Raw genomic sequence first — 12,357 nt, 5'->3', positions numbered from 1 at the left:
GGCGGATTTTTATGCGTTCAGTACAAGATGCACTATATAATTGGTTAACAATTAAAACAGTTGCCGAAGCACGTCCAGATGATCGTGCTGCAAAAGAAACGTATTTGTTATTTCAAAATATGATATATGAAGAACATAAATTAACGGATGTGGAAGTTAAAAAGAACGAAGAAATGTATTTAATTACATATGAAATGAATGGAGAAAAAAAATCTGCCAGGTTTCCATTAGAAGCTATTGATTGCTTTTTGGATCAAATGAATCGTGAACCTGAAAAATATAAATAAGTCCTTATCTATATGATTAAGGACTTATTTATATTTTACCAATCGTCTTCGACTTTTTTATCACGATATAATCGGAAATTACCACTTGCATGACGTTCCATCGTACGTTCTGCAATTCGTTCCGAACATTCCATGCACATATATGTATGAATAGGGCGGTTACGCAGTTTTTTTGCCATAGGATTTTCATCATCTAACATATCTTTTTTATCACAAATCATACATTTGACTCTCATTTCGTCACCTCAATACGAATTCTATCAGTATAAGTATATCATGGAAGTATAATGTTTTTGAATAATAGTGGGAAAAAATAATATTTTCGCAATTCGAAAAATAAGTTATGATAAGGATATATTAAGTATATTTGGAGGTGGAAATATGGCGAATGTAGTAGAGCCTACATTAACAGATGATTTAGTACAAACGTTACGTAAAGAATGTATTGTTATGATAGCAACAACAGACTTCGAAAAACAAGTTCCTAACGTAAGTGCTATTTCTTGGGTGTATGCAGTGAGTGAAACTAGTATTCGATTTGCAGTAGATCAGCGTTCGCGTATTGTGGAAAATATACGGCATAGTACTGGGGTGGTATTGACTATAATGGCGAATGAATCCGTATTTTCCATAAGTGGTGCAGGTGAAATTTTGACTGATAGAATGGAAGGCATTCCTCTAAAATTAACTGTAATAGAAGTAAATGTACAAGAAGTGCGTGATGTTATGTTTTATGGAGCGAAACTTGCAACTGAACCAACGTATGAAAAAACATATGATATTCGCGCAGCGAAGAAGTTGGATAACCAAGTGTTAGTAGGAATAAAAGAATTAAAAATGTGATAAATAAGAAATTCAGTTATTAACTTTTGTAATCAGTTATTGTGATTTTATGTTAATAATTATAATTAAAAGTAATATATTGAATAGAAATGAATAAAAAATAAATAAAAGGTTTAATGGCTATGGATTTCGATTCTACCTCGTTTATACGGTACATATAATTATAACAATGGTTCGTCCATATTTTATGGATGAAACCCTTGTTCTACAAATTTAAAAGTGGAGTCAGGGGGTAACAGGTTGGATAAAATTTATGTGTTAGATACGAATGTACTTTTGCAGGATCCTTTATCTATTTTTTCATTTGAAACCAATGAAGTAGTGATTCCAGCAGTTGTATTAGAAGAGGTTGATTCGAAAAAACGTTATATGGATGAAGTAGGACGAAACGCTCGTTATGTGTCTAAGTTAATAGACAAATTTCGTGAAATAGGAAAGCTGCATGAAAGTATTTCGCTAGAAAACGGCGGTACATTTCGTATTGAGTTAAATCATCGTTCATTTGTTCAACTACAAGATATTTTTGTAGAAAAAACAAATGATAATCGAATTTTAGCTGTAGCAAAAAATCTATCTTTAGAAGAGCAAGAAAAAGAGGACGGGAAGTCTGTTATTTTAGTAAGTAAAGACGTGCTTGTAAGGGTAAAAGCTGATGCAATTGGTTTGAAGGCGGAAGATTATTTAAGTGATCGTGTAATTGAAGTAGATAATATATATTCAGGATTTTTAGAAGGGTATATATCAAAAGAGCAATTGGATTACTTTTATGAAAAAGGTGAATTGCCTTTATCCGAAATTGCAAATCATCCATTTTATCCAAATCAATTTGTAGTAATGAAAGATGCATTAGGCGGATCCAGTTCAGCACTTGGTATTGTGGATCACTTAGGTAAGAAGGTAAAGAAACTTATTTTTCACAATGAACAAGTATGGGGGATACGACCACGGAATGTGCAGCAAATTATGGGATTAGAATTGTTGCTTCGTGAAGATATTCCGCTAGTAACGTTAACAGGGAAAGCTGGTACAGGAAAAACATTACTAGCTTTAGCTTCGGGGCTCATGCAAACTGAAGATTTAGGACTATATAAAAAACTACTCGTTGCAAGGCCAATTGTTCCAGTCGGAAAAGATATCGGTTATTTACCAGGAGAAAAAGAAGAAAAGTTAAGACCGTGGATGCAACCGATTTTTGATAATCTAGAGTATTTATTTAATACGAAAAAGCCAGGAGAGTTAGATGCTATTTTAGCTGGAATGGGTTCGATTGAAGTAGAAGCTCTCACCTATATACGTGGGAGAAGTATTCCGGATCAGTTCATTATAATTGACGAAGCACAAAATTTAACGAAGCATGAAGTGAAAACGATACTAACAAGAGTAGGAGAAAAAAGTAAAATCGTATTAATGGGAGATCCTCAGCAAATTGACCATCCGTATTTGGATGAATATAATAACGGCTTAACATATGTCGTAGAGAAGTTTAAAGAGCAACGTATTAGTGGTCATGTAAAGTTTGTTAAAGGGGAGCGATCGAATTTAGCTCAACTAGCAGCAGATTTATTATAAAAGGAGTGAGCTGAGGCTCACTCCTTTTTCTTCCAAGTATACATTTTAAATAATTGTAAATTTACGGATGTTACGGATTGGATTTTGTCTATTAGATCCATCATTGTAATATAGATGAACAGGTCCATCCTCTTTTAATGGTTTTCCTTCTTTTGAAAAACCAAGAATAGCATTTTCTACAGTTTCTAATGGAAGTATTATTGTTTGATCTACTGTTTCAATTTCGACTTGCGTAGCGTCATCTGAAATTTCGGCGTTTGCAAGAAATGGATGAAATGGTATACCGAACGTTCCTGTAATTAGCTGTTCTTTTTTATATTTTTTTACACTTTGTTGTATCGGTGGAAACGCAGCACCATCACGGATTTCACGATCCCAATGTTCTGAAGTGTTTTTCAAATAAGCTTCTAGTTCTGATGTGTTTTCTCTTGTTTCATCAAAGTAAGTTGTCAAATCTACTTTTCGATCATCAAAGATCCAAACAGTTGGATCGATAGTGATTGGAAAACGAACTTTTCCATTAATAAATAAAATTTCGCTCATTGTTGTTCCCCCATTTGTGTTATACTCCCACTTTTCAGTATAATAGCATTAGACACGGTTGTCACAAAAAATGTTTCTATTGCAATTTACTAAAACTATCGCTAATATTAATAGATAGGAGAGAGTAGGACGGAAACGGAGGGAATCAATTTGGCGTCTGAGACAGTATCAAATCATCAGGAAAAGGCACTAGCCCTTCTACAAGCGGATGCGGAGAAGATTTTAAGACTTATTAAGGTGCAAATGGACAATCTTACAATGCCGCAATGTCCATTATATGAAGAAGTGTTAGACACACAAATGTTTGGACTATCCCGCGAGGTCGATTTTGCAGTTCGCCTTGGTCTTATTGCAGAAGAACAAGGGAAAGCAATGTTAGGAGAGCTTGAACGTGAGTTATCTGCACTTCATGAAGCATTTACAAACAAACAACAATAACGGGTTCAAATAGGGGGGCTCAAACTGAAATAGTTTGGGCTTTTTATTTGTATAATAAAGCAGGAAGAATCAATGTACATATGGAATACAACAATAATTAAATTGAAACAGAAAGAGGAAATGAAATGAAAAGAGTATGGAAATCAATGGATTATTCATTATTACTTCCTCTTGTTATCTTATGTGTTTTGGGAGTTATAATGGTATATAGTTCTAGTTCCATTGTCGCGATTTCGTCGAAATATAACTGGCCAGCAGATCACTTTTTTAAAAAACAATTAATTGCTCTTGCTATTGGAACGGTAATACTAGTGATTGTCGTTATAATCCCTTATAAATTTTGGAGAGAACAAATAGTTCTAGCAGCAATCGGGTTCGGGAGTCTTGCCTTACTAACAGCAGCATTCCTTTTCGGTAAAGAAATCAATGGTGCAAAAGGATGGATATTAGGTATACAACCGGCTGAGTTTGTAAAAATAACGGTTATTATTACGCTAGCAACCTTTTTTGCTAAGAAACAAGAGAGGCAAACACCTTTTTTCCAAGGAATAATACCTCCTCTATTTGTTGTTGGTGGATCGATGGTATTAATTTTATTACAAAATGACTTGGGAACTGACATATTAATAGGTGGAACAGTGCTAATTATGTTCTTCTGTTCAGGAGTTAATGTAAATTTGTGGATAAAAAGATTTTTATTAACATCTGTCGTGTGGATTCCAGCATTGTATTTTATCGGAAACTATAAATTAAGTAAATACCAAAAAGCTCGATTTTCAGTTTTTCTTGATCCGTTTAGTGATCCTCAAAATGATGGATTTCAATTAGTTAATTCTTTTATTGGAATTGCTTCAGGTGGGTTAAATGGTAGAGGATTAGGAAACAGTATACAAAAGTATGGCTACTTACCAGAGCCGCAAACAGATTTTATTATGGCGATTATATCTGAAGAACTCGGGTTTATAGGAGTAGCTATCATTTTAATCTGTTTATTACTTATTATTATTCGTTCGTTTAGAGTGGCACAAAAATGTAAAGATCCATTTGGAAGTTTAGTTGCAATCGGAATTGCAAGTTTAATTGGGATACAAACTTTTGTTAATGTTGGTGGTATGTCTGGATTAATACCGCTTACAGGAGTACCTTTACCGTTTATTAGTTATGGTGGTAGTTCTTTATTGGCTAATCTAATCTCGATGGGTATATTATTAAATATTGCTAGTCATGTAAAACGACAAGAGAAACAGCAAAATGAGGAAATGAAAGAAATAGAACAAGATGGACCACGTCTTGTTGTTGTAAAATAAAAAACACGTTGTGCTTTAGAGCACGATGTGTTTTTTATTTTTTAAAAATATTAAATATGATACATTAATTAGTGTTTACAATAAAAAATATATCACATTTAAACTAATGTGATATACAATTAAGTTGTTAGAAAAGGAAGAGGTATGCTATACTATTTTTGTGAAACAAATTGATCAGAAAACTTATCATTTGTTAAAAAATAAGGTATGATGGATAAAAATAAAGTGAAGCTTTCTAAGTATAATATAATGTAGAAAGTGAAGAACTTCACGCTCTTTATGGTGTGTATATATTTTATCTCTAGAGTGGTAGGAAAGTAGAGGGGGAAAATCATGACAAAGCTGCAACGTATTCAAAAAGTATTGGTAGCTAACCGTGGAGAGATTGCAATTCGTGTGTTTCGAGCTTGTTCGGAACTTGGATTAAAAACAGTTGCAATCTATTCTAAAGAGGATAGTGGTTCTTATCATCGTTATAAAGCCGATGAGTCCTATTTAGTTGGGGAAGGGAAAAAGCCAATTGATGCTTATCTAGATATTGAGGGCATTATTGAGATTGCGAAAAGTAATCATGTAGATGCAATCCACCCTGGATATGGTTTCTTGTCAGAAAATATTCAATTCGCAAAACGTTGTGAAGAAGAAGGAATTATCTTTATCGGTCCAAAGAGTAAGCATTTAGATATGTTTGGAGATAAAGTGAAAGCAAGAACACAAGCGCAGCTAGCACAAATTCCCGTTATTCCTGGTAGTGATGGACCAGTAAATTCAATAGAAGAAGTCAAAGAATTTGCTGAAAAGTATGATTACCCGATTATTATTAAAGCTTCCCTTGGCGGTGGCGGTCGTGGTATGCGTATTGTACGTACTAGTGAAGAATTAAGAGAGTCGTATAATCGAGCGAAGTCAGAAGCAAAAGCAGCCTTTGGTAATGATGAAGTATACGTAGAAAAATTCGTTGAAAAACCTAAACATATAGAAGTTCAAATTTTAGCAGATGAAGAGGGCAATGTTGTTCATTTATATGAGCGAGACTGTTCTGTACAACGTCGTCATCAAAAAGTTGTAGAGATTGCACCTAGTGTGTCACTTTCAGATGATTTGCGTCAGCGTATTTGTGATGCTGCTGTTAAGTTAACGAAAAATGTAAATTATTTAAACGCAGGAACAGTAGAATTTCTTGTAAAAGGTGATGAGTTTTACTTCATAGAAGTAAATCCACGTGTTCAAGTTGAACATACGATTACAGAAATGATTACAGGAGTGGATATCGTTCAATCGCAAATTTTAATAGCTGATGGACATGCATTACATAGTAAAATGGTAGGTGTTCCGAAGCAAGCGGAAGTAGTTGTACATGGATTTGCAATACAATCTCGTGTAACGACTGAAGACCCATTAAATAATTTCATGCCGGATACAGGGAAAATTATGGCATACCGATCAGGTGGTGGTTTCGGTGTTCGTCTTGATACAGGTAATAGTTTCCAAGGTGCTGTTATTACACCGTACTATGATTCTTTACTTGTAAAAGTTACAACATGGGCACTTACTTTTGAACAAGCTGCTGCGAAAATGGAACGTAACTTAAAAGAATTCCGTATTCGTGGTATTAAAACAAATATTCCATTCCTAGAGAATGTAGTAAAACATAAGAACTTCTTATCAGGAGAATATGACACTTCATTTATTGATGCGTCACCTGAACTATTCTTGTTCCCTAAACGTAAAGACCGTGGAACGAAAATGTTAAATTACATTGGGACAGTAACAGTAAATGGCTTCCCAGGAGTAGGGAAAAAAGAGAAACCAATCTTCCCGGATGCTCGTATACCGGATGTATTACATTCTGAGCCAATCCAAAATGGAACGAAACAAATTTTGGATGAGCGTGGAGCAGAGGGATTAGTAAAGTGGGTACAAGATCAAAACCGTGTACTTTTAACAGATACAACATTCCGTGATGCGCATCAGTCATTACTTGCGACGCGTATTCGTACAAAAGATTTACATCAAATTGCAGAGCCGACAGCGAGAATGTTACCGAACCTATTCTCAGCGGAAATGTGGGGCGGTGCAACGTTTGATGTTGCATATCGTTTCTTAAAGGAAGATCCATGGGAACGATTACTAGATCTTCGTGAAAAAATGCCAAACGTTTTATTCCAAATGTTACTTCGTTCTTCAAACGCAGTTGGTTACAAAAACTATCCAGATAATTTAATTCAAAAATTTGTGGAATGTTCTGCTCAAGCTGGAATTGATGTGTTCCGTATTTTTGATAGCTTAAACTGGGTAGAAGGTATGAGAGTTGCGATTGATGCTGTGCGAGATACTGGCAAAATTGCAGAAGCAACAATGTGCTATACAGGAGATATTCATGATCCGTTACGTAGTAAATATGATTTAAATTACTATAAAAACTTAGCAAAAGAGTTAGAAGCATCAGGAGCGCATATATTAGGAATTAAAGATATGGCGGGCTTATTAAAACCTAATGCGGCATATGATTTAGTTTCTGCATTAAAAGAGACGGTATCGATTCCGATTCACCTGCATACACACGATACGAGTGGAAATGGTATATTAACGTATACGAAGGCAATTGAAGCAGGTGTTGACATTGTCGATGTAGCAGTAAGTTCTATGGCTGGTCAAACGTCACAACCAAGTGCGAACACGCTATACTATGCATTAGGTGGAAACGAAAGACAGCCAGACGTTAATATAGATTCATTAGAAAAATTATCTCATTACTGGGAAGATGTACGTAAATACTACGCACCGTTTGAAAGTGGTATGAATGCACCCCATACAGAGGTATATATGCACGAAATGCCAGGCGGGCAGTATAGTAATCTACAACAACAAGCGAAAGCGGTTGGCTTAGGAGATCGCTTCGATGAAGTGAAAGTAATGTACCGCCGTGTGAATGACATGTTTGGCGATATTGTTAAAGTAACGCCATCATCTAAAGTTGTCGGTGATATGGCATTATTTATGGTTCAAAATCACTTAACAGAACAAGATGTTTTAGAGCGCGGGCACTCTATGGATTTCCCAGGATCTGTTGTTGAAATGTTCTCAGGAGATTTAGGACAACCATACGGTGGTTTCCCGAAACAATTACAAGAAATTATTTTAAAAGGGAAAGAGCCATTAACAGTAAGACCGGGTGAATTATTAGAGCCAGTAGATTTCGACGCGTTAAAAGAAGAGCTATTCCATAAACTTGGACGCGAAGTGACGATTTTTGATGTCGTTGCATATGCATTATATCCAAAAGTATTTATGGATTACGAAAAAGTTGCTGAGCTTTATGGAAGTGTATCAGTACTTGATACACCGACATTCTTCTATGGTATGAGACTTGGTGAAGAAATCAATGTGGAAATCGAACAAGGTAAAACATTGATGGTTAAACTAGTATCAATCGGAGAGCCTCAGCCAGATGGAAATCGTGTTCTTTACTTGGAGTTTAACGGACAACCACGTGAGATTGTTGTGAAAGACGAAAGTGTGAAAGCAACAGTGGCACAACGTGTGAAAGGAAACCGTGAAAATCCAAACCACATTAGTGCAACAATGCCAGGAACGGTAATTAAAGTAGTTGTAAAAGAAGGCGATGAAGTGAAAAAAGGCGATTCTATGGCAATTACAGAAGCGATGAAAATGGAAACGACAGTTCAAGCGCCGTTCAATGGTAAAGTGAAAAAAGTATATGTTAACGATGGAGATGCGATTCAAACGGGTGACTTACTCATTGAATTAGATCACTAAAATAGAAAAAGAGCTGTGTACATGCAGCTCTTTTTCTTTATTGCAAAAAATACCTTGCCAATTAGGCAAGGTATTTTAATTTGAATTTATTTTGTTTGTTTAGAAGTTGATTCAGCTTCTTTTGCATTCGCTTTACTTCTTGTACCTAACATAACTAAATAGCATAGTACAGCAAACAAGCAAGAAATGAATAGTGAATGTAATAATGCCATTGCTAAACTAGCATTTGTAAATACCACTAAAATTCCTACGATAGCTTGAAGTGTAACAAGGATAAATGAAATGATCCATCCCCAGTATACGACAGGCTGCTGTTTGTAATGGCGAATAGCGAGAATCATCGCGTATAGTATCCAAGCGAAAATTAACATCGCTGCAACTCTATGTCCCATTTGAACCCATTCATGGAGTTGAGTTGGCATAGGTCTATTTTTGCTACATAAAGGGAAGTCTGGACAGGCTAAGCTAGCTCGTTCGTGACGTACTAAAGCTCCTGTATAGACAACGAGATAACAGTAAATTGTTACACCATAAATATGAAATTTCATTTTTTTGTCCATAATAAGTGAACGTGCATCAAATTTTTGGTCAATTTCAAAGATAAGACACGTTAATAAAATAACAGAAGCAAATGAAATTAAGGAAATACCGAAATGGATAGCAAGTACAGCTGGCATTTGTCCCCAAACAACTGCTGCAGCCCCCATTAATGCTTGTGCAACTAAAAATACGAAGGATAAAATTGCTAACGTTTTTGTTTCGCGCACATGTTTATAATATTTCCAGGACAAAATACAAAGGAGAGTGACAAGAATTCCTGCGGATCCTGATGTAAGGCGGTGACTCAGTTCAATAATAGTTTCCATTGATAAATTAGATGGAACAAATTCACCGTTACAAAGTGGCCATGATTTACCGCAGCCTTGGCCAGAACCCGTTTTTGTAACTAAGGCGCCTCCTAGTAAAACTATTAATAAATCAAGACTCGTAATGACTGCTAACCATTTAATAAAGCGTTGCAATCTCTTTCACCATCTTTCTGCTATGAAGTTATTGCGAAATATTTTCATTCCATTATGTATAGAATAAAACGCGCTAGTTCCTATGATATATAAAAAATAATAAAATAGCAAAGAAATGGCGGGGGAAGACAGGGGAGAGAAAATGGGTGTAGAAATAGGATGTATAAGGAAAAAATTAGGGGGAAAATAGGCTATTTTGAAAAGAAATGGGGAGAATACGTGTTAAATATGACAAAAAAGTTTATGATAGAAGGTAACATCATGTTATGATAAGGACAAGTAAGAATTAAGTTTTTTATGTTCGACACAAAAAGTTCATGTTTTCTTCACAAAATGTTCGGGAAATATGATTTAATATATTGGAGTATGGGCGTAGATTAGTAGTAGAATGGGTTAACAATGTTTCTACTGTAATAATATTGCTATATAGAAGCGAAATATTTCATTCGAAATAGGCGCAAAAAGAAAGATGAAAGTTTTAAGAGGGGGTTAAAGTGATGAACCATGCAACAAGTGAGCTGCATGATGAGTCTGCTGTTACAAGTGTACCGGAAACAACTCGGTTACAAGATTTAAAAGCGCTCGTTAAAATGGGGATTGTAAACTCAAATACACTTACTGTATTTACAGGATTTTGGTTGGCATTACACTTTAATGGATTAAGTGTGATGGACAATCTGGATAAGTTATTTTTTACAATCGTTGGTTCTGGATTAGTTATGGCAGGGGTATGTTGTTTAAACAACTACATTGATCGAGACATCGATCCATTAATGGAAAGAACAAAGACCCGTCCAACGGTTACTGGAAAGTATAAACCAGGATTTGCACTTACATTTGGATTAGTTATATTACTTCTTGGGTTTGTATTTTTATTATTAACAACACCAATGGCAGTATTAATGGGCTTTATTGGTGCTTTCACATATGTTGTTCTATATAGTTTATGGACAAAGAGAAAGTATACACTAAATACTGTTGTAGGTAGTATCTCTGGTGCAGTTCCACCTTTAATTGGATGGGCAGCAATCGATCCATCTTTAGGCCATCCAATTGCTTGGATGCTATTTTTGATTATGTTTATTTGGCAAATCCCACATTTCCTTGCATTAGCAATGAAACGTGTTGATGAATATCGAAATGCAGGAATTCCAATGCTTCCTGTAGTTCATGGATTTGAAATTACGAAACGCCAAATTATGATTTGGACAGTATGTTTATTACCACTACCATTTTATATGAGTGGTCTAGGGATAACATTTATGGTAATTGCAACATTGTTAAACATCGGATGGATCGTTTTAGGATTTTATGGCTTCCGTAAGAAAGATGACATCAAATGGTCCGTACAAATGTTTGTTTATTCCCTAAATTATTTAACAATCTTATTTGTATCAATGATTGTAGTTACATTCTTCTAAGACAACGACATAATTGGATTTCTTTACGTTGAGATTTACTTTACTTAACTATAAAGTACAATCTAATTCACAAGGAAAGTGGGGGTTGTTTGTATGAAGAAACAGTGGCGACTGCTTTCGTTCGTTTCACTGCTGGCTTTACTGTTAGGGGGATGCGGTAAAGCCTTTCAATCTACTTTAATTCCGCAAGGAGAAGTAGCGAAAATGCAATATGATTTGCTCTTACTAGCAACTGCGATTATGGTAGGAGTAGTACTAGTAGTTACTATTATTTTCTTATATGTAATTGTGCGTTTCCGACAAAAGAAGGGTCAGGAAGATTATATTCCGGAGCAAGTTGAAGGGAATCACAAACTAGAAATTATATGGACAGTTATTCCGATTATTCTTTTGTTAATCTTAGCTGTTCCAACGGTTACATATACATTCAAACTTGCTGATGTAAGTGCGATGGAGAAAAAGAATATTGATAAAGATACTATCGTTGTTGATGTAACAGCGAATCTTTATTGGTGGGAATTTTCTTATAAATCAGAAAAAATAGTAACTTCTCAAGATTTAGTCATCCCCACAGGTAAGAAAGTGTATTTGAATTTGAAGGGTGCCGATATTAAACATTCGTTTTGGGTTCCATCTTTAGCTGGGAAAATGGATACAAATACAGATAATGTGAACAAAATGTGGTTAAAGGCAGATAAATCGGGCACTTATAATGGTTTTTGTACAGAATTTTGCGGCCCATCACATTCTTTAATGCAATTCAAAGTGAAAGCTTTAGATGAAAGCGAGTACAAAAAATGGCTTGCTGATATGAAGAAGATTGATGGGAAGAAAGAAGTAGCTTCAACAAAGGCGCAAGAGGGCCAAGAAATATTTAATAAAAGCTGTATTGGTTGTCACGCAGTTGGATCTAATGATAGTAGACCACCTTCCGCTCGTATCGCACCAAACTTAGCAAACTTTGCGGATCGCGATATGGTTGCCGGTATTGCCGAAAACAATGAAGAAAACTTAAAAAAATGGCTGAAAGATCCTGAAAATATGAAACCAGGAAATAAAATGACTGGTAAATATGGCAACTTAACGGATGATCAAATTGATGCATTAAATGCATACTTACAAACGTTAAAAGTTGAAAAGTAAAGAG

The 12,357-nt window shown here is 35.3% G+C and carries 11 protein-coding genes; 8 read left to right on the top strand and 3 right to left on the bottom strand.

Features of this window, described 5'->3' with window-relative positions; all coding sequences use genetic code 11:
* Nucleotides 1-11: 11 nt before the first annotated feature.
* Nucleotides 12-287: a hypothetical protein gene (locus PDL00_RS10275; RefSeq protein ID WP_001258134.1), complete on the top strand. Its 276-nt coding sequence runs from the start codon at nucleotides 12-14 to the stop codon at nucleotides 285-287.
* 35 nt (nucleotides 288-322) lie between these two features.
* Here the strand turns inward: PDL00_RS10275 and PDL00_RS10270 are convergent, their stop codons facing one another.
* Nucleotides 323-523, bottom strand: coding sequence for a YlaI family protein (locus tag PDL00_RS10270; RefSeq protein ID WP_001995040.1), 201 nt, complete (start codon nucleotides 521-523; stop codon nucleotides 323-325).
* A 145-nt stretch (nucleotides 524-668) separates the two neighbouring features.
* On the opposite strand from PDL00_RS10270, the gene PDL00_RS10265 reads away from it, so the two are divergent.
* Complete coding sequence (locus PDL00_RS10265) at nucleotides 669-1,130, top strand: pyridoxamine 5'-phosphate oxidase family protein (RefSeq protein WP_242256299.1); 462 nt, start codon at nucleotides 669-671, stop codon at nucleotides 1,128-1,130.
* 240 nt (nucleotides 1,131-1,370) lie between these two features.
* Nucleotides 1,371-2,699, top strand: a complete 1,329-nt coding sequence (locus tag PDL00_RS10260; protein WP_151632771.1) for a PhoH family protein — start codon at nucleotides 1,371-1,373, stop codon at nucleotides 2,697-2,699.
* 45 nt (nucleotides 2,700-2,744) lie between these two features.
* Here the strand turns inward: PDL00_RS10260 and PDL00_RS10255 are convergent, their stop codons facing one another.
* Nucleotides 2,745-3,242, bottom strand: a complete 498-nt coding sequence (locus PDL00_RS10255; protein ID WP_242240117.1) for a peptidyl-prolyl cis-trans isomerase — start codon at nucleotides 3,240-3,242, stop codon at nucleotides 2,745-2,747.
* Between the two features lie 150 nt (nucleotides 3,243-3,392).
* Between PDL00_RS10255 and PDL00_RS10250 the strand changes: the two genes are divergently transcribed.
* The 3 genes from PDL00_RS10250 (at nucleotide 3,393) to pyc (ending at nucleotide 8,767) form a co-directional block, all read left to right on the top strand.
* On the top strand, nucleotides 3,393-3,680 hold the full coding sequence (locus PDL00_RS10250; protein ID WP_000135698.1) for a YlaN family protein: 288 nt from the start codon (nucleotides 3,393-3,395) through the stop codon (nucleotides 3,678-3,680).
* Between the two features lie 125 nt (nucleotides 3,681-3,805).
* The gene (ftsW, locus tag PDL00_RS10245) at nucleotides 3,806-4,987 is read left to right on the top strand and encodes a putative lipid II flippase FtsW (protein ID WP_242256301.1); all 1,182 of its coding nucleotides are present in this window, start codon (nucleotides 3,806-3,808) and stop codon (nucleotides 4,985-4,987) included.
* Nucleotides 4,988-5,320: 333 nt separating this feature from the next.
* Nucleotides 5,321-8,767 (top strand): pyruvate carboxylase, encoded by a 3,447-nt coding sequence (gene pyc / locus PDL00_RS10240; RefSeq protein ID WP_242256303.1) that lies wholly within the window; start codon nucleotides 5,321-5,323, stop codon nucleotides 8,765-8,767.
* An 86-nt stretch (nucleotides 8,768-8,853) separates the two neighbouring features.
* Here pyc and ctaA read toward each other — a convergent pair whose 3' ends face one another.
* Nucleotides 8,854-9,789: a heme A synthase gene (gene ctaA, locus PDL00_RS10235; RefSeq protein ID WP_061678266.1), complete on the bottom strand. Its 936-nt coding sequence runs from the start codon at nucleotides 9,787-9,789 to the stop codon at nucleotides 8,854-8,856.
* Nucleotides 9,790-10,286: 497 nt separating this feature from the next.
* Between ctaA and ctaB the strand changes: the two genes are divergently transcribed.
* Together ctaB and coxB are read left to right on the top strand one after the other, a co-directional pair.
* Nucleotides 10,287-11,210 (top strand): protoheme IX farnesyltransferase, encoded by a 924-nt coding sequence (gene ctaB / locus PDL00_RS10230; protein WP_001015058.1) that lies wholly within the window; start codon nucleotides 10,287-10,289, stop codon nucleotides 11,208-11,210.
* Nucleotides 11,211-11,303: 93 nt separating this feature from the next.
* On the top strand, nucleotides 11,304-12,353 hold the full coding sequence (gene coxB, locus PDL00_RS10225; protein WP_000745278.1) for a cytochrome c oxidase subunit II: 1,050 nt from the start codon (nucleotides 11,304-11,306) through the stop codon (nucleotides 12,351-12,353).
* Nucleotides 12,354-12,357: the final 4 nt, after the last annotated feature.

The organism is Bacillus cereus group sp. TH152-1LC (assembly GCF_027710505.1).
Classification (GTDB): Bacteria; Bacillota; Bacilli; order Bacillales; family Bacillaceae_G; genus Bacillus_A; species Bacillus_A mobilis.
Note: the sequence above shows the minus strand (reverse complement) of the source record. Positions and strands in the feature narration are given on the sequence as shown.

Bases quoted from the DNA above. Each gene is read 5' to 3' on its own strand.
- PDL00_RS10275 (WP_001258134.1), top strand. From the start codon at position 12: ATGCGTTCAGTACAAGATGCACTATATAATTGGTTAACAATTAAAACA.
- PDL00_RS10270 (WP_001995040.1), bottom strand. From the start codon at position 523: ATGAGAGTCAAATGTATGATTTGTGATAAAAAAGATATGTTAGATGAT.
- PDL00_RS10265 (WP_242256299.1), top strand. From the start codon at position 669: ATGGCGAATGTAGTAGAGCCTACATTAACAGATGATTTAGTACAAACG.
- PDL00_RS10255 (WP_242240117.1), bottom strand. From the start codon at position 3,242: ATGAGCGAAATTTTATTTATTAATGGAAAAGTTCGTTTTCCAATCACT.
- ftsW (WP_242256301.1), top strand. From the start codon at position 3,806: ATGAAAAGAGTATGGAAATCAATGGATTATTCATTATTACTTCCTCTT.
- pyc (WP_242256303.1), top strand. From the start codon at position 5,321: ATGACAAAGCTGCAACGTATTCAAAAAGTATTGGTAGCTAACCGTGGA.
- ctaB (WP_001015058.1), top strand. From the start codon at position 10,287: ATGAACCATGCAACAAGTGAGCTGCATGATGAGTCTGCTGTTACAAGT.
- coxB (WP_000745278.1), top strand. From the start codon at position 11,304: ATGAAGAAACAGTGGCGACTGCTTTCGTTCGTTTCACTGCTGGCTTTA.